The sequence below is a fragment of the Pseudoalteromonas luteoviolacea H33-S genome (assembly GCF_001625695.1).
Taxonomy (GTDB): Bacteria; Pseudomonadota; Gammaproteobacteria; order Enterobacterales; family Alteromonadaceae; genus Pseudoalteromonas; species Pseudoalteromonas luteoviolacea_B.
In genome coordinates this window covers 40,261-66,145 of record NZ_AUXY01000063.1, presented here as the reverse complement: position 1 = coordinate 66,145, position 25,885 = coordinate 40,261, and the positions used below count along the sequence as shown (strand labels likewise).

23 protein-coding genes are annotated in these 25,885 nt (G+C 43.5%); 14 read left to right on the top strand and 9 right to left on the bottom strand.

The window, feature by feature from the left end; all coding sequences use genetic code 11:
* Positions 1-87: 87 nt before the first annotated feature.
* The 10 genes from ubiE (at position 88) to hemB (ending at position 8,653) form a co-directional block, all read left to right on the top strand.
* Entirely contained in the window at positions 88-843 is a 756-nt protein-coding gene (ubiE, locus tag N477_RS08940) for a bifunctional demethylmenaquinone methyltransferase/2-methoxy-6-polyprenyl-1,4-benzoquinol methylase UbiE (RefSeq protein WP_063359995.1), read from the top strand.
* A 20-nt stretch (positions 844-863) separates the two neighbouring features.
* On the top strand, positions 864-1,463 hold the full coding sequence (locus N477_RS08935; RefSeq protein WP_063359994.1) for a ubiquinone biosynthesis accessory factor UbiJ: 600 nt from the start codon (positions 864-866) through the stop codon (positions 1,461-1,463).
* Positions 1,464-1,479: 16 nt separating this feature from the next.
* Positions 1,480-3,093 carry a ubiquinone biosynthesis regulatory protein kinase UbiB gene (gene ubiB / locus N477_RS08930; protein ID WP_063359993.1) on the top strand — a complete coding sequence of 538 codons (1,614 nt, stop codon included), beginning with the start codon at positions 1,480-1,482 and terminating at the stop codon, positions 3,091-3,093.
* Between the two features lie 63 nt (positions 3,094-3,156).
* Positions 3,157-3,393 carry a Sec-independent protein translocase subunit TatA gene (gene tatA, locus N477_RS08925; RefSeq protein WP_063359992.1) on the top strand — a complete coding sequence of 79 codons (237 nt, stop codon included), beginning with the start codon at positions 3,157-3,159 and terminating at the stop codon, positions 3,391-3,393.
* 5 nt (positions 3,394-3,398) lie between these two features.
* Positions 3,399-3,716, top strand: a complete 318-nt coding sequence (tatB, locus tag N477_RS08920; RefSeq protein ID WP_063359991.1) for a Sec-independent protein translocase protein TatB — start codon at positions 3,399-3,401, stop codon at positions 3,714-3,716.
* Positions 3,717-3,741: 25 nt separating this feature from the next.
* Positions 3,742-4,488: a twin-arginine translocase subunit TatC gene (gene tatC, locus N477_RS08915; RefSeq protein ID WP_063359990.1), complete on the top strand. Its 747-nt coding sequence runs from the start codon at positions 3,742-3,744 to the stop codon at positions 4,486-4,488.
* Positions 4,481-4,966, top strand: a complete 486-nt coding sequence (locus N477_RS08910; RefSeq protein WP_063359989.1) for a type VI secretion system-associated protein TagO — start codon at positions 4,481-4,483, stop codon at positions 4,964-4,966. The genes tatC and N477_RS08910 overlap by 8 nt, the downstream gene beginning before the upstream one ends.
* On the top strand, positions 4,967-5,758 hold the full coding sequence (locus tag N477_RS08905) for a TatD family hydrolase (RefSeq protein ID WP_063359988.1): 792 nt from the start codon (positions 4,967-4,969) through the stop codon (positions 5,756-5,758).
* On the top strand, positions 5,758-7,632 hold the full coding sequence (locus N477_RS08900; RefSeq protein WP_063359987.1) for a diguanylate cyclase: 1,875 nt from the start codon (positions 5,758-5,760) through the stop codon (positions 7,630-7,632). The genes N477_RS08905 and N477_RS08900 overlap by 1 nt, the downstream gene beginning before the upstream one ends.
* Positions 7,633-7,642: 10 nt before the next feature.
* A complete protein-coding gene (gene hemB, locus N477_RS08895) occupies positions 7,643-8,653 on the top strand; it encodes a porphobilinogen synthase (protein ID WP_063360015.1) in 1,011 nt (336 codons plus the stop codon).
* 66 nt (positions 8,654-8,719) lie between these two features.
* On the opposite strand, the gene N477_RS08890 is transcribed toward hemB, so the two are convergent.
* The 4 genes from N477_RS08890 to N477_RS08875 all read right to left on the bottom strand — a co-directional run bounded on the left by N477_RS08890 (position 8,720) and on the right by N477_RS08875 (position 14,017).
* The gene (locus tag N477_RS08890; RefSeq protein WP_063359986.1) at positions 8,720-9,145 is read right to left on the bottom strand and encodes a hypothetical protein; all 426 of its coding nucleotides are present in this window, start codon (positions 9,143-9,145) and stop codon (positions 8,720-8,722) included.
* 413 nt (positions 9,146-9,558) lie between these two features.
* Positions 9,559-11,646 (bottom strand): elongation factor G, encoded by a 2,088-nt coding sequence (gene fusA, locus N477_RS08885; protein WP_046354275.1) that lies wholly within the window; start codon positions 11,644-11,646, stop codon positions 9,559-9,561.
* A 163-nt stretch (positions 11,647-11,809) separates the two neighbouring features.
* Entirely contained in the window at positions 11,810-12,598 is a 789-nt protein-coding gene (locus tag N477_RS08880) for a TIGR00266 family protein (protein WP_039611344.1), read from the bottom strand.
* Between the two features lie 117 nt (positions 12,599-12,715).
* Complete coding sequence (locus N477_RS08875) at positions 12,716-14,017, bottom strand: GntP family permease (protein ID WP_063359985.1); 1,302 nt, start codon at positions 14,015-14,017, stop codon at positions 12,716-12,718.
* 1,293 nt (positions 14,018-15,310) lie between these two features.
* On the opposite strand from N477_RS08875, the gene N477_RS08865 reads away from it, so the two are divergent.
* Positions 15,311-16,720, top strand: coding sequence for a sensor domain-containing diguanylate cyclase (locus N477_RS08865; protein WP_063359983.1), 1,410 nt, complete (start codon positions 15,311-15,313; stop codon positions 16,718-16,720).
* Positions 16,721-16,724: 4 nt separating this feature from the next.
* Here N477_RS08865 and ylqF read toward each other — a convergent pair whose 3' ends face one another.
* Positions 16,725-17,669 (bottom strand): ribosome biogenesis GTPase YlqF, encoded by a 945-nt coding sequence (ylqF, locus tag N477_RS08860; RefSeq protein ID WP_046354279.1) that lies wholly within the window; start codon positions 17,667-17,669, stop codon positions 16,725-16,727.
* A gap of 103 nt (positions 17,670-17,772) precedes the next feature.
* Here ylqF and N477_RS08855 point away from each other — a divergent pair, with 103 nt between their 5' ends.
* Complete coding sequence (locus N477_RS08855; protein ID WP_063360014.1) at positions 17,773-18,309, top strand: YaeQ family protein; 537 nt, start codon at positions 17,773-17,775, stop codon at positions 18,307-18,309.
* A gap of 8 nt (positions 18,310-18,317) precedes the next feature.
* On the top strand, positions 18,318-18,923 hold the full coding sequence (locus N477_RS08850; protein WP_063359982.1) for a lipase family alpha/beta hydrolase: 606 nt from the start codon (positions 18,318-18,320) through the stop codon (positions 18,921-18,923).
* A 1-nt stretch (position 18,924) separates the two neighbouring features.
* On the opposite strand, the gene N477_RS08845 is transcribed toward N477_RS08850, so the two are convergent.
* Positions 18,925-19,134, bottom strand: coding sequence for a hypothetical protein (locus tag N477_RS08845; protein WP_039611328.1), 210 nt, complete (start codon positions 19,132-19,134; stop codon positions 18,925-18,927).
* Positions 19,135-19,487: 353 nt separating this feature from the next.
* On the opposite strand from N477_RS08845, the gene N477_RS08840 reads away from it, so the two are divergent.
* On the top strand, positions 19,488-19,955 hold the full coding sequence (locus N477_RS08840) for a Dps family protein (RefSeq protein WP_046354281.1): 468 nt from the start codon (positions 19,488-19,490) through the stop codon (positions 19,953-19,955).
* Here the strand turns inward: N477_RS08840 and N477_RS08835 are convergent.
* From N477_RS08835 to N477_RS08825, 3 genes are all read right to left on the bottom strand, one after another.
* A complete protein-coding gene (locus N477_RS08835) occupies positions 19,952-20,353 on the bottom strand; it encodes a hypothetical protein (protein WP_063359981.1) in 402 nt (133 codons plus the stop codon). The two genes, N477_RS08840 and N477_RS08835, sit on opposite strands and share 4 nt — an antisense overlap.
* Positions 20,354-20,398: 45 nt before the next feature.
* Positions 20,399-22,465: a S9 family peptidase gene (locus tag N477_RS08830; RefSeq protein WP_063359980.1), complete on the bottom strand. Its 2,067-nt coding sequence runs from the start codon at positions 22,463-22,465 to the stop codon at positions 20,399-20,401.
* 279 nt (positions 22,466-22,744) lie between these two features.
* Complete coding sequence (locus N477_RS08825) at positions 22,745-25,885, bottom strand: efflux RND transporter permease subunit (protein ID WP_063359979.1); 3,141 nt, start codon at positions 25,883-25,885, stop codon at positions 22,745-22,747.

Sequence of the window (25,885 nt, the reverse complement as noted above, 5' to 3'; positions counted from 1 at the left end):
TTTTACGATTAACACGCACTATAAATTGCACCTAAGTGTCGCAATCAAGTACACTATACCCATCTAAACTGTGTCACCAAGGCCAACATGAAAGAAGAAAATCGCGATACCACCCACTTTGGTTATAAAACCGTAGAGTCCACTCAAAAAGAGTCTTTGGTTGCAGATGTTTTTCACTCTGTCGCAGCCAAATACGACATCATGAATGACTTTTTATCCTTTGGCATACATCGCCTTTGGAAACGTCAAACCGTAGCGTGTGCAGGGGTTCGAAAAGGTCATCGCGTATTGGATTTGGCAGGTGGTACAGGTGACCTGACAGCAAAGTTCAGCCAACTTGTTGGCGATACCGGTCAAGTGATCCTTGGCGATATCAATGACTCAATGCTGAAAGTTGGCCGCGATAAGCTACGTGACCTCGGCTTAGTTAATAACATTGAATACGTGCAAATGAACGCCCAAGCGTTACCATTTCCAGATAACAGCTTAGATGTTATTACTATCGCATTTGGATTACGTAATGTCACAGACAAAAACGAAGCATTGCGTTCAATGTACCGAGTTCTAAAACCAGGTGGTCGATTGTTGGTGCTGGAATTTTCTAAAACGGATAACGAAGCGTTATCTAAACTTTATGACTTCTACTCATTTAACATCTTGCCAAACGTCGGCAAAATTGTGGCGAATGACAGTGAATCTTACCGCTACTTAGCAGAATCAATCCGCATGCACCCAGACCAAGAAACTTTAAAGGGCATGATGGAAAACGCAGGGTTTGAGCAAACAAGCTATCAAAACTTCACTGGCGGCATTGTTGCGCTGCATAGAGGGTTCAAGTACTAACACAAGTAAAGGGTAAGTTTATGTGGGTATCTGTTTTAACGGCCGTCGCCGAGCAAGCTGTAAATCGTCTCTTAACTCTTGAGCCAAACCTTGCTGCAGATCTGCAAGGCGCTGCACATAATGTGCTGGCGCTCACATTGACTGATTTAAACTTATCCTGTGCACTTCACTATAATGGTGAATACTGCTTCGTATATGGCAACTATCATGATGAAGCTGATTGTCATATCACCACCTCTCTCGATTGCTTAGGTGAATTGAAAGACCCGAGTCAATTGACGCGATTGATCCGCAGTGGCAAATTGGATTTGGAGGGCGACCTTCACCTTGCACAGCTTTACAGCAAAGCATTTGGCAACCTAGATATCGATTGGGCAGAGCACTTATCCCACTACCTTGGTGATGCTGGCGCTGAACACTTAGTGAGTAGCGTAAAAGCGTGCAACAACAAAGCCCAACAGCATAAAAAGTCATATCAGCAAGTCATGACTCAACTGTGTCAAGATGAGCTCAACGTCACCATTCACCCTCTGGAGCTACAGCAGTTTAAAGCGCAAACCAGAGCCCTTTCATCGCAATTGGCTGCGCTAGAACAACGCATTAATGCACTAACAGACTGACTTTAAGGAGCAGGAATTGTCCATCGCTCGCCTATATCATATTGGTAAAACATTTCTAAACTATGGCCTAGATGAACTGCTGCCTCAGTATTTGCAGCCTTGGTACGCTAAGTACCTTCGCAAGTGCTTATTTTGGCTGCCGAATAAACACCAAGATAAGTCTGAAGGCGCGCGTTTACGTCTGGCATTGCAAGCTTTAGGGCCCGTGTGGGTTAAATTCGGCCAAATGTTATCTACTCGACGTGACCTATTACCTCATGAGATGGCACAAGAGCTGGCACAGTTACAAGACAATGTCGCGTCATTTGACGGCGAAAAAGCACAGCGGCTTATCGAGCTCGCGCTAGAGCTTGAACATATTAGCGACTTATTCGAGCATTTTGAGCAACAGCCTCTGGCTTCAGCCTCCATCGCTCAGGTTCATACAGCGCAGCTGCAAACTGAACAGGGCTTAAAAGACGTGGTTGTGAAAGTGATCCGTCCGGACATAGAAAAGCAAATCCTCGCAGATCTGTCCTTAATGGAGCAATTTGCCAAAGTACTGGCTGGTTTGGTGAGCGAAAGCCGTCGTTTAAGACCTGTTGAAGTCGTACGCGAATATCGCAAAACCTTGCTTGATGAGCTCGATTTAATGCGAGAAGGTGCCAACGCCATTCAGCTAAGACGCAACTTTGAAGGATCTGAAGCCTTATATATTCCTGAAGTCTATAGCGATTACTCAAGACAAAACGTGTTAGTGATGGAGCGCATCTACGGTATCCCAGTATCTGATACTGAAACACTGGAAGCGCAAGGCACTGATATGAAACTACTTGCAGAACGAGGTGTTGAAGTTTTCTTCACGCAAGTATTCAGAGACAGTTTTTTCCATGCTGACATGCACCCTGGCAATATTTTTGTCTCCTATGAACACCCTGAAAACCCGCAGTATATCGGGATTGACTGCGGTATCGTTGGTACGTTAAATCGCGAAGATAAGAGATATTTAGCTGAAAACTTCATTGCTTTTTTCAATCGTGATTATCGCCAAGTGGCTCAGCTTCATGTCGACTCAGGTTGGGTACCCGCAGACACCTGTGTGGAAGAGTTTGAATTTGCAATTCGCACTGTGTGTGAACCTATTTTTAATAAGCCACTGGCAGAAATTTCATTTGGACACGTTTTGGTCAACCTGTTTAATACAGCAAGGCGTTTCAATATGGAAGTGCAACCTCAGTTGGTGCTGTTACAAAAAACCCTGCTATATGTTGAAGGATTGGGTCGTCAACTCTATCCGCAACTCGACCTTTGGCAAACCGCAAAGCCGTTCTTAGAACATTGGGTGCAAGAGCAAGTTGGTCCCCTCGCGGTGGCCAAGAAGTTATATCAAAATCTACCTTTTTGGGCTGAAAAAATGCCTGAATTACCTGACTTAGTTTATCAAAGCTTGAAACGTCAACATCATCAAGTACCAGCACCGCAATCTGCTGTAAGTAAGCAAACAATACAAAGCGTTTTATTGGGCATGGCTGCATCCACTTTTGCGATCATTGCGGGTCTGTGTTTTATCGCTGAATTAAATGGTGCAAGCCTAGGTAGTGCACTTTTTGCATGCTTGCTATTTATTTGTGCATGGCGTAAAACAGGGTGATATTTTATACGCGCGGCGTATAATTAAATCAGTAATTACAAATAAGACGTAAACGGAGTCGTTATGGGATTAGGTGGTATCAGTATTTGGCAACTATTAATTGTTCTTGCAATCATTGTATTGCTTTTTGGCACTAAAAAGTTGCGTGGTATGGGTGGAGACCTAGGTAACGCCGTTAAAGGGTTTAAAAAAGCCATGTCTGAGGATGAAAAAACAGAAGCAGACAAGCCAAAAGACGCCATTCAAAATCAAACCCAAAGCAAATCTACCAGCACTGAAACTGATAAAGAAAAGGTTTAATTTACATGGGCATGTGGGAGCTCGTCGTCATATTAATTGTCGGCTTAATCGTATTAGGTCCAGAGCGTTTACCGGTGGCTATACGAACGGTTAGTCGCTGGATCCGAACCGTGAAATCTGTTGCTAATTCGGTGAAGGCTGAAGTGAATGAAGAGCTCAGAGTACATGAGTTGCACACTAATCTAAAAAAAGCTGAGCAACAAAACATGAATAACTTAGCCCCCGAGCTGCAAGAGTCCGTGGATGAGTTGAAAAAAGCGGCCGAGTCTGTGCGTCATAGCTATCAAACGGATGCCACGGACAAACATTCGAAAAAAGACTAATCCCTCAGAAGTAACAGGAACACCCATGTCAGAATCGGACAACAGTGGTTTTATAGGTCACCTAATTGAACTCAGAGATCGCCTTATTAAAGCCCTCTTAAGCGTATTGGTGATCTTTCTATCCTTGGTCTATTTTGCCAACGATATTTATGCATTTGTCGCAAACCCACTCGTTTTAAGTTTGCCAGAAAATGCCACCATGATAGCCACAGATGTCACTGCACCTTTTTTTGCACCGTTTAAACTGACCCTCTTTGTCTCTTTATTTTTAGCGATCCCTTTTATATTGCATCAGTTTTGGGGCTTTTTAGCACCCGGCTTGTACCAGCATGAAAAACGTATGCTCATGCCCATCCTCCTATCTAGTGTGGTGTTGTTTTATGCCGGTATCGCGTTTTGCTATTTCGTGGTTATGCCAATTATTTTGGGCTTTTTTACCGCGGTTGGTCCAGCTATGATGACTTTATCTCCGGATATCAGTAGCTATTTAGCCTTTATCCTCAAATTATTTTTCGCTTTTGGCGTCGCTTTTGAGATCCCGGTCGCTATTATGCTGCTGTGCTGGAGTGGCGTCACAACAACTCAAAGCTTAAAAGATAAACGTCCTTATATCGTAGTAGGTGTGTTCGTAGTGGCCATGTTTTTAACACCACCCGATGTGCTATCGCAAACCTTGCTCGCTGTGCCTATGTTATTATTATTCGAAATCGGCATCATCCTAGCGGGCATCTACAGCAAAAAGTCTGAACAACAGGAAATGAACAATGAATAAGTGGTTCACCCTACTTGCATTGGGTGCCTCGCTCTGTGCTCACGCCCAAAATGAAACGCTTGAACAGTTGGTTCAGTGTCAATCTATTGCATCCGACACTAAGCGCTTGCATTGCTATGACCAAGTAACTACAAAACTTCAATCTAAGCAACCAGTAGCTACCATATCAGCCGCACCAGTTACAAAAAGCATACTGAGTAAAGAGCAAAAACAAGCACGCTTTGGCATAGAGAATAAAACCACCCAAAACGAGCAACGTGTTGACAATATTGAAGCTACAATAGTAAAGCTGACCAAGTCAGTACATGGTGTACGTACCTTCGAGCTCTCAAATACACAAGTATGGAAGCAAATTGGTAGTAATGCCTTTTTTGCCAGGCAGGAAGATACGGTCACCATAAAACGTGGCTCATTTAACTCATTTTTGATGAGCAAATCGGGCTCAAATCGAACAATTCGCGTAAAAAGAATAAAATAAATGCAAACGATGATTGATGCTGGTGTCAACTTAACCAGCTCACAATTTGATAAAGACAGAGCAGATGTTGTTGCAAGGGCCAAAGCAAATCATATCAGTAATATGTTATTGATTGGCTGTGACCTTCCCTCAAGTGAGCAAAGCCTTGCTCTAGCAAATACTCATCAACTGGTGAGTACTGCAGGTATACACCCTCATGATGCAAAGGATGCGCCAGATGACTTCATTGCGCAAATCACTCATTTGGCAAAGTCACCTCAAGTTGTCGCAATTGGTGAATGTGGCTTAGATTTTAATCGTGACTTTTCGCCACGAGATATTCAAGCCCATGTATGCAATGAACAGTTTAAGCTCGCACAACAGCTAGATATGCCAGCTTATATTCATGAGCGAGATGCACATGAGCATATGAAAACCTTGTTATCTGATCACCAAATAAAGGGCGTTCTGCACTGCTTTACAGGCGATAAACAAGCACTTAAATTCTATCTTGATTACGGTTTAATGATTGGTATTACTGGGTGGGTATGTGATGAAAGACGCGGTCAGCAACTGCGTGAATTAATCCCCTACATTCCAAATGATAGATTACTTATTGAAACGGATGCGCCTTATTTACTACCAAGAACACTCTCTCCAAAGCCAAAATCTAGACGCAATGAACCGGCCTATTTATTAGCTGTTGTTACGCAAATAGCCGAATTGAAAAGCACCGATTTTGACACGATTGCAATGCATAGTTCTGCTAACTTCAATGCGCTCTTTATGGCGAATCAATCGAGTATTTCCTGATGAAGTTATGGCTACTGTTCGCACTGATACTAAATACCTTTCCGGCAGTCGCCAGCATCTTCGTTGATGCAAACTCAAATACCCATGTTTTTGAACTACCAGCGCAGTTTAGGCACCAAGCTTCACTGCCATTTAGCTATACAGTAGCCCCTCAGGATACACTACAAGATTTGCTCAGTAGCAGCACTACTTGGCATTATCATGATTCTGGCGCACTTAATTTAGGTGAAGTAGAGCAGCAAGTTTGGATAAAAGTTGTATTACGAAACGATAGCTTAATTGAGATCCCACTTTTACTCAGTGTGAACAACAACCTACTGGATAGTATTACAGCCTACATAATGCAACCAGATCATGCCATCTTAACGCTTGATTTAGGTGATAGCCGCCCACTCATGCAGCGCCCCATTAAACATGAAGCTCAACTCATCCCATTAGAGTTACCAGGTAAACGACAAACCACGCTTTATTTGAAAGTGAAACACCATGGCGCTCTCAATATTCCCCTTAGTCTCTGGCATCCTGTGGAATATCTAAAATATAAGAGTAAATTCAACCTCATCTATGGCATTTTAGCGGGCTTTTTACTGGCCATGATAGCGACCAACTTTACCATGTATAGCTTCACGCGGCGCAAATACTTCCTCCATGGCACTCTGCTCATGACGAGTGTCTGGTTACTATTGGTTCACTTATACGGTTTTGGATACAGGTATCTCTACGCAGACTGGCAATGGATGCAACAGTATGGTCAAAGTATTCTGGTGCTACTTTCTACTTTAGCCATGACCCCAATTATACGCAGTCAAATCTTACCCATCAGTAGCGCCCCCAGAATTGATAGTGGTCTAAAATACCTACTATTAAGCGGCGTTGGTATTACCCTACTGTGTACATTTTTACCTATTACGCTGGCACTCAAAACTGCATACATTTTTGCCATACTCGCGGTAGTTTACTTTTTTATGATCACTGTCAAAGCTTCTCCACAAAAGCTCACTAAGAAGATACCCACACTCACTGTCTACCTATGTTTAATGATATCTTTGTGCTATCAGTTTGGTTTTGAGCTTGGTTTATTATCAGGCGCCTTGCTTGAACGCCCGGTAACTTATATTTGTTCCTTATTTGTATGTGCGTACATTAGCTATGCGCTGGCCAAGCAGTACATATCGGAGCGTGAGCGCCACATCAAGGCACAAGAACAGAAATTAGCGAAAACTCGCGCAGAAGATGCACTACTCAAAGAAAAACTAAGCATTCAAGAGCAGGCCCAGCAAGATTTAGAAAGCAGCATTGATGAGCGCACATTTGAGTTACAAGTCACTTTACGTGAACTAGAAGAGAAAAACCGCGAGCTTGAACGACTCAACATGGAAGACCCACTTACCAAAGTGAAAAACCGTCGCTATTTCGATAAACGCCTCATGATGGAAGTCAGACGCTCACGCAGGGAGCAAACCACACTCAGTGTGATCATGTTAGATATAGACCATTTCAAGCGCGTTAATGATGTCTACGGTCATTTAGCAGGTGACCAAACCATATGTGCTTTTGCTAACACAATTAGCCAGCATTTAAAGCGCCCCCATGATGAAGTATTTCGTTATGGCGGGGAGGAGTTTGTTATTTTACTACCTAACACAGATGCCCGTGGCGCTTTAGAGCTTGCAGAAAAAATTCGCCTCGCGGCGGCATCATGTACAGTCAATATCGCAGATCAGAATATTCAGTTCACAACCAGTGCAGGTTTATATAGCGCCATAGCCAAAGATACACAAAACCCAACTTTATTTACCGACTTCGCCGATAAAGCGCTGTATGAAGCAAAGCAAAGTGGGCGAAATCAAGTTTGCATTTATCAACACACCTAGGAGACTTAATGTGGCTCAATCAGGACTAGATCTTTTTCCTTATACACGTATGCGACGCATGCGTCGCGACGACTTTTCTCGCCGTTTAATGTGTGAAAACACATTAACTGTCGCTGATCTAATTTATCCTGTGTTTGTTTTAGAAGGCACAAATTGTCGTGAATCTATCCCCTCGATGCCGGGGATTGAAAGGCTTTCAATTGACTTATTGGTAGAAGAAGCAAAGCAACTTGCTGCTTTAGGGGTCCCTGCTATCGCCATCTTCCCAGTCACACCTGCGGAGCAAAAGTCATTGATGGCTGAGGAAGCATACAACTCTGAAGGGCTTGCACAGCGTACTGTAAGAGCGCTTAAGGCAGCCTGTCCAGATTTAGGTGTAATAACAGATGTTGCGCTAGACCCTTTCACTGTTCATGGTCAGGATGGCATCATTGATGAGCGTGGTTATGTGATGAATGACATCACAACAGAGATCCTCATAAAACAAGCATTATCGCATGCCGATGCAGGTGCTGATGTGGTTGCGCCTTCAGACATGATGGATGGTCGTATTGGCGCTATTCGCGAAGCCTTAGAAGCCGCTGGGCATATTCATACTCGTATCATGGCCTATTCTGCAAAATATGCATCAAGCTATTATGGGCCATTCAGAGATGCCGTTGGCTCGGCTGGTAACCTCAAAGGCGCGGATAAAAAGACTTATCAAATGGACCCTGCGAACTCAGATGAAGCAATAAGAGAAGTTGCTTTAGATTTACAAGAAGGGGCGGATATGGTCATGGTAAAACCAGGTATGCCGTATTTGGATGTGGTTAGGCGCGTTAAAGATGAGTTTGGTGTCCCGACTTTTGCTTATCAAGTCAGCGGTGAATATGCCATGCACAAAGCTGCAATCGACAACGGCTGGCTGGCAGAAAAGCCCGTAGTCATGGAGTCACTATTGGCATTTAAGCGCGCTGGTGCTGATGGTATCTTGACCTACTTTGCCAAGCAAGTCGCATTATGGCTCAATGAAAAATAACGCTAATATTCACAAATATTAAAGCTTAGAATTCCCTTTCTGACTAAAAAGCGCCATACGGCGCTTTTACGCTTTTACTTGAGATTGTGTCAAGCCAATCACAGGACAACTAAATAGCTTAGCTGCTTTTTGTATTTCTTCAAAGCTGGCTAACCAGTAAGGGAATGAGACCTGCTTATTTGCCTTTAACTCTACACTGATGACGTACACATTAAGTACTTTAGTCGCTTTTAATGCCGCTATTTCATCACCATGCAAGTAATGTATGTTTAACCCATTATGATGGCTAAAACCTGCCTTATCTATATGCACATATTTTTTGCCCCAAATGCCAGCAATGAGAGAAAACATCGTCAATGCTGAGCCCAGTGCAACTAGTACCTTAGCAACAGTCACAAACCCTAAACTCAATAACACCACACAGAGTAAAACAAGCAAAACAAGCTGTATTGAATATAAATACCAGTTAATTTGTAAGTTGATTGTCTTCATGAGTACCTCCAAATTTTACTCAAATTACCTACTTTAGGACTACGAATGGGGCATGATAAATTCGCTTTGTTCCTAAATCAAGCTCGTCATCAGCTTTTTTCAACAATCAATATTTCAAACGCATGCTTAATTCTCTAAATTTGCATTACATTAGATAAATTAACTTTTTGGATAGGTATATATATTAATATATTACGTAAAAAAGATGTATGTTTAGGTCAAAAAACAACCTAAAAGAATGAGTGTTAGCATTATACAATTATTTACATTTTACAAATAAATAAATTCATAAAATGTTTGTTTAGCAAGATTAAAAAAAGCCAAGCCACTTATCCAGCCATAGCACCGCTGATTATTCAACACATAAAAAAACCGCCCTAAGGCGGTTTTTTCAAAAGAAAGGAGTTAGCTAATTACTTAGCAGCTTTCTTTTCTTTCTCTGCAGCGATTACCGCGTCAGCAACATTTTGCGGACATGGCGCATAGTGAGAGAATTCCATTGAGAACTGACCACGACCAGACGTGATAGTACGTAGGTGACCAATGTATCCGAACATTTCAGATAGAGGTACTTCACCCTTGATACGAACGCCCATTGCGCCAGCTTCTTGGTCTTTGATCATACCACGACGACGGTTAAGGTCACCGATTACGTCACCTACGTTGTCATCTGGCGTGAACACGTCAACTTTCATGATTGGCTCAAGAAGTTGTGCACCCGCTTTAGGGATAGACTGACGGAAAGCGCCTTTAGCAGCGATTTCGAATGCGATTGCTGATGAGTCAACTGCGTGGAAACCACCGTCGAATAGCTCAACTTCAACGTCTAGTACAGGGAAGCCAGCTAGAACACCTTCTTCCATCATTGACTTGAAGCCTTTCTCAACTGCAGGCCAGAATTCTTTAGGTACGTTACCACCAACAACTGAAGATGAGAACGTGAAACCAGAACCAACTTCACCTGGCTTGATACGGTAGTCGATCTTACCGAACTGACCAGAACCACCAGACTGCTTCTTGTGCGTGTAGCTGTCTTCAACTTCTTGCGTGATAGTTTCACGGTAAGCAACCTGAGGCTGACCAACAACTAGCTCAACGCCGTAAGTACGCTTAAGGATGTCTACCTTGATGTCTAGGTGAAGCTCACCCATACCTTTAAGGATAGTTTCACCTGAATCTTCGTCAGTCTCAACCTGGAATGACGGATCTTCTGCAACCATCTTACCGATAGCGATACCCATCTTCTCGTTACCACCTTTATCTTTAGGTGCAACAGCGATAGAGATTACCGGATCAGGGAAGATCATCGCTTCTAGAGTACATTCGTGCTTAGGATCACATAGAGTGTGACCAGTTTGAACGTTCTTCATACCTACAACAGCGATGATGTCACCCGCTTGTGCTTCAGTAAGTTCGTTACGCTCGTCTGCTTGCATCTCAACCATACGGCCGATACGCTCAGTTTTACCAGTTGCAGAGTTAAGGATCGTGTCACCTTTCTTCATGCGACCAGCGTAGATACGGATGAACGTAAGTGCACCGAAACGGTCGTCCATGATTTTGAACGCAAGCGCTTTAAGTGGCTCTTCTGCGTCAACTGTCGCAACGTCACCAGTAGGCTCACCAGTTTCTGGATCAGTTAGAGGCTGAGGATCAACTTCAGTCGGAGACGGTAGGTAATCAACAACTGCGTCTAGTACTAGCTGCATACCTTTGTTTTTGAATGCAGAACCACAGAAAGTTGGGAAGAAAGCAAGGTCACGTGTACCTTTACGGATACAAGCTTTGATTTGCTCTAGTGAAGGAGTTTCACCTTCCATGTATGCTTCCATTAGGTCGTCGTCTTGCTCAACAGCAGACTCAACTAGCATCTCATGGTACTCTTCAACTTTCTCAACCATGTCAGCTGGAACGTCAGTGATTTCGTAGTTTTCTGGAAGGCCAGTCTCGTCCCAGATGTATGCTTTTTTCGTTAGTACGTCAACAACACCTGTGAACTGATCTTCGATACCGATAGGAAGAGTCATAACTAGTGGGTTTGCGCCAAGTACTTTCTCTACTTGACCTACTACGCGGTAGAAGTCAGCACCCATACGGTCTAGTTTGTTTACGAAGATACAACGTGCAACTTCTGATTCGTTAGCATAACGCCAGTTAGTTTCTGACTGAGGCTCAACACCACCAGAACCACAGAATACACCGATACCGCCGTCAAGAACTTTAAGTGAACGGTATACTTCAACTGTGAAGTCAACGTGTCCAGGAGTATCGATAACGTTTAAACGGTGGCCTTTCCACTCACAAGTAACAGCTGCTGACTGGATAGTAATACCACGCTCTGCTTCCTGTTCCATGAAGTCAGTAGTTGACTCACCATCGTGTACTTCACCAGTTTTGTGAATCTTACCAGTAAGCTTAAGAATACGCTCAGTGGTCGTAGTTTTACCCGCATCAACGTGCGCGAAAATACCAATGTTTCTGTATTTCGATAAATCTGCCATTGTTTTACTCTATTTAAAGTAGAAAAATTATTCGGCGGGAGTATATCACCTCTTTAGGCGAACATCATCCTTGAAGTCGATTAAAATGCAGTCAATTTGCAATTAAAACGCATTCGCTGCGATATTGCATTGTTGAACCGCATTAAATAAGCCATTTTTAGCCTTAATCACCATCAATGATATCGCCAACACTGCCTAATACAGAGCCTTCACCCTGCCTGCTACCGCCCTGTTTTGGTGCGTGTTCAAGCACACGATCCGCTAATCTAGAGAATGGTAAGCTTTGGATCCACACCGTACCATGGCCTTTTAACGTCGCTAAAAAGAGCCCTTCACCGCCAAAAAACATACTTTTCAGGCCTTTAACCCGCTCAATATCAAATTCGATACCTTCGCTGAACCCAACCACACAGCCGGTATCGACGCGCAGTGTTTCACCATTAAGCTGCTTTTCAACCACAGTGCCGCCTGCATGGGCAAATGCCATTCCATCGCCCTGTAAGTGCTCTAATATGAATCCTTCTCCACCAAAAAAGCCCGCGCCAAGTTTGCGCTGAAATGCAATATCCACTTTGGTGCCCAGTGCTGCACATAAAAATGAATCTTTTTGTAAGTAAACAGATTGACCTAACGTCGCCATATCTAACGCCAAGATAGAACCCGGAAAAGGCGCTGCAAATGCCACACGTTTTTTGCCCACACCTTCATTGGTGAAGTGCGTCATAAACAACGACTCACCACTAATTAAACGCTTACCTGCACTGAATAACTTGCCCATAAAGCCTTGATCTACATCAGAGCCGTCACCCATTTTTGCTTCAAAACTAATGCCATCTTGCATATAGTTCATCGCGCCGGCTTCTGCAATAACCGTTTCATTGGGATCCAACTCCACTTCAACCATCTGCATAGATTCGCCAATGATTTCGTAATCAATTTCATGACAATGCATATTTTATTCTCCTTTTATGTGCCCAAATTACTGTGTCTTCACAGCCTTTTTGTCTGTCAAAGTTAGTACAATGCAATGAATTTTGCATGACAGCAGCTTCCCCATTGACACCTTCAGTTAAAACCAAATAAATAATCCCAAGATCAAAGCCACCCCTAATAAAGGCACGCATACCGTCAATACTGCCAGTGGCCAATAAGCATCTTGATGTTTCTCACCACAAATCGCCCGTACCGTTGTCACGACATAGCCATTGTGAGGCAAGGTGTCCAGTGCACCCGAGCTAATAGCGACAACACGATGCAGCTGGTTTTCATCGACCCCTAAATCTAAATAATGAGGTGCGACCAAAGGTAACGCAATTGCTTGCCCACCAGAGGCTGATCCCGTCAATGCTGCGATGACGCTCACCGCGATTGCCGCGCCAAGCAACTCATTACCTGGAATAGACGTCATTAAGGTCACAGCTTCTTGAAACGCAGGCGTACCTTTAGCAACGGCACCAAAACCGACCACTGCCGCTGTATTACCGATTGCCACTAATGCCCCAGTTGTACCGAGGTTAATTGCCTGAGATAAACTTTTAAAGTACTTAAAATTAATGATAAAAATAGACACGACGCCACCGAGCAGGGCGACAATTAAAGCACTTTGCTGGAGCTGTTCATGTAGCAGAAATGACAAACTCAGTACCACGAGTAAGGGTAAGAGGCCTGTGATTGGATGGGGTAAATGGCGCTTATCTTCGACAGGGTCGCCGGCTCTCGCTTCAAAAGACTCGCCATTATCGACGGCCTTTTTAATCATTTTAACGAGTAAAAAATAGCCCAAGGCAGCCATAAATATGGCGACAATCAAGCTTTCTTGCCATGCAGCATAGGGGCTAGTCCCTAAATATTTTATCGGGATCCAGTTTTGTATTTCAGGGGAGCCCGCCGAGGTCATGGTAAATGTCACAGAACCAAAAGCCAGAACAGCAGGGATAAAACGCCGGGGAAGATCCGCATCCTTAAATAAGCTCAGCGCCATCGGATAAACAGAAAACGCCACGATAAAAACACTTACCCCGCCATAAGTGAGTAAAGCACACGCAAATACAATTGCGAATACAGCATGCTTCATTCCGATTTTATCGGTAATGTAGCGCGCTATGGCATCTGCAGCGCCCGTATCTTCCATAAATTTGCCAAACAACGAACCCAGCAAAAACATAAAGAACCAAGCTTGAATAAAGCCGCTGAATCCGGACATATAAATTGAAACAAAGTTACCGTCATTTATGCCATTAAATATTGCAATATCACTACTAAGTGCGACCAATAGCGCACATATCGGCGCAGCAATAAACAGATTCATCCCTCTTAAAGTCAGCCAAATCAGTGCTGCCAATGCACCGATCAACCCCAATGTACTGACCATTAACCCACCTCTTTTGTTATTTTTATGTAACTGTTATACGCCGAAAAGATCAGGAAATAAAGTGTCTTAGCACACTCAAAAGTGGGAGGTAAGTAAGGCCTTAGTCAACTACAGAGATGAATACAACAAAATTAAATGAGAATTATTTGCAAATAAGTGTTGACACTGAGTCAGATGTTATTGATAATCAATCTCAACAAAATAAGTGACGGTTTATTTTGTTGAAGTACTCTAATTTTGTTTCTCGACCCTGAAACACGTTGAGCGAACGTTACACGCTAGGTAATAACGCGTTGTTTTACGCCCCTAAAACAACTTGTAAAAACCGACTATTTTACTTGCTACATTGCTCATATCAGTGACGGTAGATATGAACACAAAAGCCCGCTTGACCCGCGGGCTTTTCTATTTTTACTACCTGACAATTGCTCACTTACCTCACCAGTTAAGATGATGGTCTTCTAAAAAGCCTGAACAAATTAATGTTTACAACTCACAAAAAGTGTAAATGAGAATTGTTTTCAAAAAAGTATTGACATAGATCAAAATACAATTGATAATCAATCTCAACAAGTCGAGTAGACGGCTCAACTTGTTAAGTACGCTAAATTGTTTCAAGACCCTGAAACACGTGATGCACACGTAAAAATGCAAGGTTGCATGTGCTTTATCTTAACGCCCCTTAAATAAAGCACACTCAACCCACTTACTATTTTACTTGCTACATTGCTCATATCGGTGACGGTAGATATGATCAAAAAAGGCCCGCAATTGCGGGCTTTTTTATTGCCCTCGACTTACCATCGCTATTTTTTGAGTTACATTCTTGCAAAATATATCTGTATAAACGAATTTCATGCACTCGTATATTAACAACGTCAATGCACGCTAATCACTGCAAAACTGACCAACAAAACTAAATGAGAATTATTTTCAAATAAGTATTGACACCCACCCAGATCTAATTGATAATCAATCTCAACAAAGACGGATAAACACACTTTGTTGACGTACTCAGATTTTGTTTCTCGACCCCGAAACACGTGTGGCGCACGCAAACAGCTTCTGGTTGTCAGTGATGAACATTAACGCCCCTTAACGCGATTCACTAACAACCAACTTACTATTTTACTTGCTACATTGCTCATATCGGTGACGGTAGATATGAACCTAAAAGGCCCTTACAGGGCCTTTTTTATTGCGACTAGCAAAGCAGTTGTAATCAAGTGTAATAGTTTACCTATGTACCTACTTGATAAACTCTGACTCCTTTTTGTTTCGAACAACAGTGCAATGACTCAAACACGCTACCGCTATAACTTCATCTTAACGGTGCTGCTCCTAGCAGGCTTCATTTTTACCAGCTGGTTTAGTTTGATCATTGCTAAGCAATCGTTATTTCGTGGCATTGAAAATGATGCACTCCCCCTCACTAGCCACTTAATTCATACCGATCTGCAAAAGCAGCTGCAAGCTCCCATTATTATTTCATCGCAAATGGCTAACAATACCTTTTTGCATGCTTGGTTGGCCCAGCCTGAAAAAGACACCGCATTCTTATTTGAATATCTCAGACAGACACGCAGTGATTTTGATGCGGTAACCAGTTTTCTCGCCACCAGTCATGACAAAACCTATTATCGCTATGATGGTAGTACCACGACGTTAATCAAGCAGGATACCTGGTACCAAGATACCCTAGACAACGATGCCTTATATACGCTCAATGTTGATCTAGACCCAAGAGATGACCACCAAGCAACCATCTTTGTCAATCACAAAATCATGGTGAACAATCAAGTAAAGGGCGTCACAGGGGTTGGTATCAAGCTAGATCACCTAAAACGTCTCATCGATAAGTATCAACATACTTACGACCGTAAAGTCTATTTTATTGATCATAAAGGCCGCTTATTGTTTTATAACGACGCTACCTTTGCAGACTACTCGTTAAGCGACAAGTTTGGTCAACATGGTACGAAGTTATTAGACAACCAAACCTATAAATTACGCTTAGAGCAAGACGATAAAACTTTGTTTATTAACTCTCGCTATTTGGCCCACTTTGGTTGGTATCTCATTGTTGAGCAATCACTTGACCAAAATAACTCCCTATCGGAAAGCCTCTACATCAATTTGTTGATGGGTATTGTGATCACTGGCGTCATCTTATTTAGCGCTCAACTCACCTTTAACCACTACCAGAAGCGACTCGAAAAGATGGCGACGTTTGATAAGCTGACAAACACCTACAATCGACAAGCATTTGAACCTAGGCTGCAATCTGAGCTACAAAAAGCACGCAACCAATTCAAGCCACTGGTGATGATGATGTTAGACATTGACCACTTCAAACAAGTGAATGACAAACACGGACACCTGGTCGGTGACAAAGTGCTTAAGCATGTTGCACATATTTGTAAATCAGTCGTCAAAAATCACGGTTCAGTATGTCGCTGGGGTGGCGAAGAATTTGTGATTTTACTCCCCAAAACAGAGCTCAATCAAGGCCATGAACTGGCAGAGCAGATCCACCAAGCGCTTAATGCCAGTGAGTGTGAAGTTAAAGTCACGGCCAGTATTGGCCTTGCACAATATCATATTGATGAATCTGAAGATGGGTTGTTAAAGCGCGCAGACGCTGCTTTATACAGCGCCAAAAGCACTGGACGCAATCGTTCAGTGCTTGCAAAAGCCGCCTAATGAATTAGCGACGATTCTTTCGTGCGCGAGCGCGGCGTTGACGCTTTTCTTCCTCGCGGGCTGCCTTTTTCGCTTCTGCGGCTGCACGGATTTCGGCAACCATTTGCTCTTCCTCTTCACGCATTTGCGGTGTTTCCATGGTTACATGGCCAAGCACCGCGTCGCGTAGCTCGTTGATGAGGATCTCTGACATTTTATGGGTATCAACCTGATTGCCTCCGCGGATGCAGCCTCGTTTGCGCCCGGCCATTTCAATAAATGTCCAATCGCAATCTGGCAACTCATCAATTTTATAACGACTTTTCAGTAGCTCAGGATACGCCTTCAACAAATATTCAGCGGTATAACTTGCCACTTCTTCATAGTTAATGGCTGTATCGCGGATAGCACCCGTTGCGGCTAGACGATAGCCCGAGTTTTCATTTTCAACCTTTGGCCACAACATACCCGGCGTGTCATACAGCATGATACCGTCTTCTAAGCGAATGCGTTGCTGCGCCTTGGTTACCGCAGGCTCATTGCCTGTCTTAGCGACAATACGACCAGCTAGTATATTGATAAGTGTTGATTTACCAACATTAGGAATACCCATGATCATGGCTTTTAACTGCTTGTCTTGACCGACCTTGTGCGGCGCTAACTTTTTACACAGCGCATTAATGCGATGAACTTCCGCCGCCTTGTCATGACCAAATGATAAGGTTTTTACCCCATCCTCTTGCTCAAAATACGCCATCCAAGCTTTGGTCATCTCGGGATCTGCTAAGTCCGCTTTGTTTAAGATTTTGATGACCGGTTTGTCACCGCGTAACTGCGCGACCATTGGGTTTTCACTGCTATACGGAATACGCGCATCAAGTACTTCAATAATGACATCCATCTGCGGCATGATTTCTTTAATCTCATTGCGCGCCTTATTCATATGCCCAGGAAACCATTGGATGGCCATAAAAATCTCTCCAAAACTAAAATCTGTGACTATTTTAACGTAAAACGCACCAGATAGATAAATCTTGATATACTGGGCCTTTAAAAACTCTCAGCATAATAACATGGCCCTAAAATCTACAATTCTAAAAGCACACCTAAATATCAGTGATATGGATAGGCATGTCTATACCGATAAGTCACTCACTTTGGCGCAGCACCCTTCAGAGAACGAACAGCGATTGATGGTGCGTCTACTTGCTTATATCTTGCAATACACTGAAGAGCTGAGCTTTACTAAGGGGCTATGTGTGGATGATGAGCCTGCCGCGTGGCAAAAAAATCTGACCGATGACATTGAGCTGTGGGTTGATGTTGGTTTGCCAGATGAAAAGCGCCTGAAAAAAGCCGCTGTGCGTTCGCAGCAAGTGGTCTTGTACACGTATGGTGAAAACACCCAAGAGATTTGGTGGAAGAAGAATCAGTCTGCTGCCAATCAATATGATAATTTGCGTGTTTACAGCCTACCTTATTCAGCCACTTCACAAATGGTGGAACTATTCGCACGTTCAATGGATTTGACAGCGACCATCCAAGATGGCGAAATATGGCTCAGTGACTCACAGCACAGTGTGCAAATTGTGCCAACCCAGCTTAAATAAGGAATAGTATGAATATAAAGCGGATTGTCGTCCTTCACGGACTATATATGTCAGGGTTTGTGATGCAGCCGCTTTGTACTCGGTTAGAAAAAACCGGCTGTGAAATCCTCAATTTAAGCTACAACACCTTGGCCCCCGACAGACAATCTATCTTCAATCAAATAGATGCATTTATCGCTGATAAGCCAACTGCGTTTGTGTGCCATTCTATGGGGGGGTTGGTCGCCAGAGATTATCTCACCCATGCCTCAGCACAGAGCCAGTATGTTGAAAAAGTCATTACTCTTGGCACACCACACAAAGGCAGTGCCATCGCAAAACATATGCATGATAAAGGGTTTGATCGCTTATTAAAAAACAGTGTGGAATATTTACTGAGCGAGACCAACACATGGCCTTTTAATGCGCGTTTATATAGCATTGCGGGCGACTTACCGATTGGGTTGATGCCCTTATTGCAAAAAGGCAGCCGCTCGGACGGCACAGTGTTGCTCGATGAGACAAAACTAAAGGGCATGGCCGAGCATAAAGTGTTTCACCGCAGCCATACCACCTTAATTTATTCACGTAGCGTGATGGACTATATCATTGATGTGATCAGTCGCGATAAGTAAGTTATTTATCTGCCTTTTGCGCGACTTTATATGCGACCAAGGCAATGATACCCGTAATTAATGGCACCGGTGCTGCCAAGTAACCAAAGCTGTCTGAGTTTGCATAACTAGCGCCTGCTAAATGCCCCACTAGCCCAACCACAAAAGCCACCAGCGCAATGACAACAACGGTAATTTCACCTTTGTGCTGTGATTCTGTTTTACCTTTCATAGAGCTCTCCTTAAACATGAGCGCCCTAGAAATGGCCTAAAAAATAAAACAGGGCGCTTTGCCTTTTTATTATGGCCTTGCTGTCGGTATGAAAATTGACCTAAATCAAGCTGAAAAACCGCTTTATACATACACCTATTCACATTTGCGATGGATCAACAAAGCGCTGACTTTTTAGTCAAAGTGGCAAGCTTTAAGCAAGTACTAACGACTTTTTCGATGGCTATAATCGCTTTTAGTCGTTGGCCTTTATCACCTCCATCCGCCACACTGTACAACATACAAAGTCACACAATGACAAGCATTTAAACACGCCGCATCTGCTGCGGAAAAACATCATAAGGTAGCGAACAATGACAAATAGCATAGGGTTAGACAAACAGAAAAGTGAGCAACTGGTTGCAGCATTAAACGTGCTTTTAAGTAGCTACCAGATCCAATATATGAATGCGCGCAGCTTCCACTGGAACATCAAAGGGAGAGAGTTTTTTGAACTACACGTTAAATTTGAAGAAATTTACAACCAGCTATTACTCAAAGTGGACGAATTAGCAGAGCGTATCTTAACCATTGAAGGCATCCCACTGCATGCATTTAGCGATTACCTCAACGCCAGTGAAATTGCCGAAGCAAAAGATATTCAAAATGGCCCTGAAGCAGTCGCAACCCTGCTTGCTGGCTTTACTCAACTCATTAAGTCGCAACGTACTATATTGGCGCAAGCCGCTGATGCCGAGGACGAGGGCACCGCGTCTCTCATGGGAGATTACATCACGGAGCAAGAAAAGTTAGTCTGGATGCTCAAGGCTTATTTAGGCTAATCCAACCATGAGGCGGCACCGCGATAGCTCGGATGCTGGCTCAGATAGGCTGCCACATCAAGGTACATCTGTACCTTGATGTCACTCTCTGTCCACAACTCACAAATGAATTTTCGGGTTAGGGCGTCAATGCCAATGTAGTCAATCTGACGATAACCACGCTGTTCCATGTCTTTGCAGTAGGCTTTCAGTGCAGCAATGCTATCAGCAGTGGTCATTTCAAACTGGCTGAGATTAACGACAGCACAGTGTAATTGACCAGGCTGATAGTCTTGCCAACGCGTGCGTGCTTCTTGCACCAACGCAGCGACGCCTTCGCTATTGAATGCACCCACTAGGTTTACAAAAACCGTCGGTGGAGTAATGTCTATTTGCCACTGTCCATGTACTGAAAACACACTGTCCCCCTAAAACTCAATACGCGAAGTCAATCACCAAATCAATTAGTCAGCCTGCTGTGGTAACAAAGAGATAAAAAAGGCCATTTCCAACGCTTTCTCATTTAAACTCTTAAACCTGCCAGACGCACCACCATGTCCAGAGTCCATGTCTGTTTTAAACACCAATACGTTATCATCCGTTTTAAGCTCTCTGAGCTTAGCAACCCACTTCATAGGCTCCCAATATTGTACTTGTGAGTCATGCAGACCTGTTGTTACTAGTGTATTAGGATAGTGCTTAGCAGCTAAATTGTCATAAGGCGAGTAAGACAAAATACTCTCATAGTCAGCCAAGTAATTTGGATTCCCCCACTCATCATACTCATTGGTTGTGAGAGGAATAGACTCATCCAACATGGTGGTCAGTACATCTAAAAATGGCACATGACAACCAATTCCTAAATACAGCTCAGGCGCTTGGTTCATTACCGCGCCCATCAATAGACCACCCGCGCTACCACCCGATGCAAAGATTTTATCTGCCGCACCATATTGCTGCTCGACTAATGCACGAGTGACATCCACGAAGTCGTTGAAGCTATTCTCTTTATGGGCTTTTTTACCATTTTCATACCATTGACGGCCCAGCATTTCTGAACCCCTGATATGGGCGATAACATAAACAAAGCCCCTATCCAACAAGCTCAAAGTCGTACTTGAGAAAGTTGGGTCAACAGTATAGCCATAAGCTCCATAGCCATATTGTAATAATGGATTTGTGCCATCTTTATTAAACATCGACTTTCGATAAACAATAGAGACAGGCACTTTCTCGCCGTCACGCGCTGTAATGTGTAAGCGCTCAGATGCGTAATCCTGAGGTTTAAAATCCCCTAGCACTTTGACTTGCTTTTTCAAGGTTTTTTGGCCTGTTGCCAAATCACATTCATAGACACTACTTGGCGTCGTCAAACTAGAGTAAGTGATGCGTACCGAGTTTGATTTTGGTTCTGGGTTATAGCCAACCCCCGCATAGTAACACTCATCATCAAAGCCTAATTGGTAACTTGCCCCCGTATAATCATGAATGACAAAACGGATTTGACCCATCTCTCGCTCAGTGATCACAAAGTGTGACTCAAATAACTCCAATCCCTCTAGAAGGACATGTTCACGGTGCGCAATCAACTCTTCCCACTGGCTAGGATCGTTCACCACGTCTAAGCCAGCTCGCACCATGCGAAAATTCTTTGCATCACTGTTGGTCAACAAATAATAGTGCTCACCAAACTTATCAAGGCCATATTCATGCCCTTCTTGTCGTGCTAACAAGCGCTTGAACTCGCCCATCGGTTGCTCAGCATCGAGATAAAGCACATCGCTCGTCTCTGTCGCAGACAAGTAAATATAAATTTGGCTCTCATCACGGCTTTTACCAAGACCCATGTAGTATTGGCGGTCTTGCTCTTCATACACCAAGACATCGTCACTTTGCGGTGTACCAAGTACATGGCGGTAAACTTGGAATCCCAGCAAGGTTTGCAGATCTTTTTTCACATAAAAGACCGTGCGATTATCATTTGCCCAAACCACTTCGCCTTCAGTTTCAACCAAGCAATCTTCCAGCATTTGGCCAGTATTCAGATCTTTAAACTTTATCGTATAAATTCTTCGACCATCTGTATCTTCACTGTATGCAAGTAGATCATCATCTGGACTCACAGCCATATCGGCGAGTTCATAAAATTCAAATGCTTTAGCCAACTCATTCACATCGAGTAATAAAGTTTTGTCGTCCATCGCTTCATTCAAGGCACGATAATGACGACCATACTCTTCCTCACCACTTACCTCATTGGTATACCAATAGCGGCCATCTTTTACTGGCACAGAAGAATCATCTTTGACGATACGCCCTTTCATTTCCTCAAATAGTGTTGCCTGCAAACCTTTATGCGGTTGCATTATCGCTTCACAATACTCATTTTCTGCTTTTAAGTGAGCTAATATCTCGTCATTTTGACGCTCATCATCGCGCATCCAGTAATAGTTATCTGTCCTTTGATGCCCGTGTATTTCCATATCATGGGGTACTTTTTTTGCCACTGGCGGGGTAAGCGCTTTGGTCATATAGATGTTCCTGATTTGTTATTATTCATCCAGTCTAACATAGCTAAAGGTGAGGTACAGCTTTGTGCCATAACTGGCCTAGTACGCCAAACAGTAACAAATACATCTACTGTTTAGGCCAAATTTTAACGTTAAATGAAACGTCAGCTAAAACTTAAGACGAAGGTAGAAAGTGTTACTTTATAACTTTAAATATCAAAACGGAATAGCACATCTAATTAGAAAGTTAGAAATGAAAAAGCCCAGCATGGCGCTGGGCTTTAATATATTGACTATCGACTATACTGCCGACTGAGTCGAGTCTTTCTTGAAGCGTTTCGTCGATTGTCCAAGCTTCGAAAAAGCACTCTTAATATCCACCAAAATAATGTACAAGCAAGGTACTAATATCAAGGTAATTAACGTTGCAAACAAGACCGCGAAACCAAGTGAAATCGCCATTGGGATAACAAACTTAGCTTGTAAACTGGTTTCGAAGATGATCGGTGTCACACCTGCAAACGTTGTAATGGACGTCAAGGTGATTGCTCTAAAGCGCGCACACCCAGCCTCAATCACCGCATCTTTGAGCCTCACGCCTTCTTTGCGTACTTGGTTGACATAGTCGGTCATCACCAAGGAGTCATTAATAACAACCCCGGCAGCTGCAATGAGACCAAAGGTCGACATCATGCTCATGTCTAAGCCATTTAACCAGTGACCCCAAACTGCACCAATCAAGCTAAATGGAATAACCGACATGATAATCAGCGGCTGAGAGTAACTCTTCAATGGCACTGCCAGCAAGATGTATACAATCATCATACCCGCAGCAAAGAACATGATCTGCTCATCGGCTTGCGCTTGCGTCTCTTCTACAGAGCCACCAAGTTCAGTTTTCACGCCTGGGAACTGCTCAAATAACTTAGGCAATAGGTTTTCTTTGATGTTATCAACAACCGCGGAAGGCTCAATTGCCTGCTCATCAATGCTGCCATAGACATACACGGTACGATAACCACCTTCACGGCGGATATAACTCACACCCGGCTTTTCAGTAAATTCAACCACATCACCCAGCACCACTTCACGACCATCCGGTGTTTTGATCAGCGCATATTTCAGCGACGCTACCGCTTCTCTATCCAGTTTTGGATAGCGCACCATCACTCGTATTTCTTCACCATCACGGATCAGACGCTGCGCCTCACCACCATAGAAGCTATCACCAATCTGGTTAGCCACATCAGCCAAATTCAAACCTAAGTCATAGGCCACTGGCTTAAGCGACAACTGCATTTCTTTACTCGGTGGATCTATGGTTGAACTGATGTCAAACAAACCTTTTTCTTGTTGCAGCATAGAAATAAATTGTCTGCCCGCAGCATTGAGCGTATCAATATCTGGCCCATAAATCAGGTAGCCAAACTCACCATCACCACTGCCCTGATCATTGACATCATCAATGACAAGTAACGATTTAACACCAGGAATTGTGGGCATGGCTTCACGCCAGCGGCGGGACAATTCAAAAGCATCAAATGGACGCAAGTCTTCATCAACAAGTACGGCGAGCACATTACCTTCACTACGGCCTTCATTCCATACCAAGATGTCTTTCACCATCTTTTGGCCATGCTCACGCTCGATGTCTTTGTCTACAGTCAGCATCATAGTTTCGATTTGCTGCAGTGCCGCCATCGTCTGCTCATCAGACACATTATCATTGAGCATGACTTTCACTTGTGGGAAGTCATGTGGCACTTTCGGTAACGGGATAAAGCGCACTTGATTCGAGGTGATCAATGACATACTCACAAGGAAAATAGCAATAAAACCGCAGAATACCGCCCAGCGCCACTCCACTGCTTTTTCAACAAAATTACGATAAGGTCCATTCACAAATGCAAAGAAATGCTTGTTAAACTTAGCGCGTCGGCTGTTTTCACGCAGCGGCTTAAATTTAGTATGACCTATGTGAGCAGGTAATATCCATTTTGACTCAATTAAACTGAATATCAGACACAATATCACTACAATAGAAATCGATTTAAAGAAAGCGCCTTGAGGCCCACTGGACATGATCATCGGCGCAAATACCGCCATGGTCGTCAAGACTCCGAATGTCGCAGGAGTGGCAACGCGTTTTGCACCACGTACAACACTGTCGACACTTGGACCACTGCGTTCAACTTCGGTATAGGCGGCCTCTCCTATGACGATGGCATCATCAACCACAATCCCCAGTACCATGATGAATGCGAACAAGGACACAATATTAATACTCACGCCAAATGCAGGCATCAGCATAATGGCCCCCAAGAAGCACACTGGTAATCCGATCATCACCCATAGAGCAAGCTTAAAGCGCAAGAAGACGGATAACATAATGGCCACTAACAGCGCCCCTTGCAGCATATTCTTTTTCATCATTTCAAGACGTGCATCGAGGTAGTAAGTCATGTCTACGATAGGTGTGAGTGACATGCCAGCCGGTAGTGTCTTATTTTTTTCTTCAATATAAGCGTGGACTGTTTTAGCAACTGGGATCATATTTTGGTCTTTGGTTGCTTTGACTGATAAGAATGCGGCATTGATGCCATTTTGTTTAAAGTAAAACTCACCTTCAACAAACTCATCTTTGATCACCGCAACGTCTTGTAGATAGACTTTTGCGCCGTTATCACCCACTTTGACAGGGATGCGTTTGAATTCATCTCCACGGTATTTTTGGTTTTCAACCCGCACTGAAATAATCCCAGCATCTGTACGTACTTCACCGGCTGAGATATTGGCTGAGTATCTGCGAATTGAATTACTCACATCGCTAATGGTCAAGCCGTAACGGCGTAGTGTGTCAGGGTCAATCTCAATCGCGATTTCATACGCAGGGGTGCTGCGCTCAACCAAGGATACATTGGATAGCTGTAACAGCTCATCTTCAACTTCTTTGGCAAGTGGTTTAAGATCCTTTAATGGGATATCTGCAGCCAGTGCCATTTGGATCACATCTTGACGAAACTCCACTTGTTGTACACGGATCGGCTCCATAGCTGCTGGAAACGTCGCAATCCCATCAACTCGGGTTCGCACCTTTTCAACCACATCGCTTAAATCAGCGCTGGTGTCGATTTCTAACTGCACACTACCGCTGCCACGGCGCGCTCGATAAACGCCTTTGTCGATTTCAGTCACATCTTTCAAAGATTCTTCGATCTTGATCAGAATGCTTTCTTCAATTTCCTGCGGCGATGCGCCGGGGTAACTTGCATTAATGCTGACAAAATTCAGCTCGATACTCGGAAACATTTGTCGCTGAATCGTAAAATAGCTCACAATACCCATTATCAGGATAAAGACCATCATCAGATTCGCCGCGACGGGGTTATGCGCAAAATAGGCAATTAACCCCTTTTGGGATGTTTTTATTTGCTCACTCAT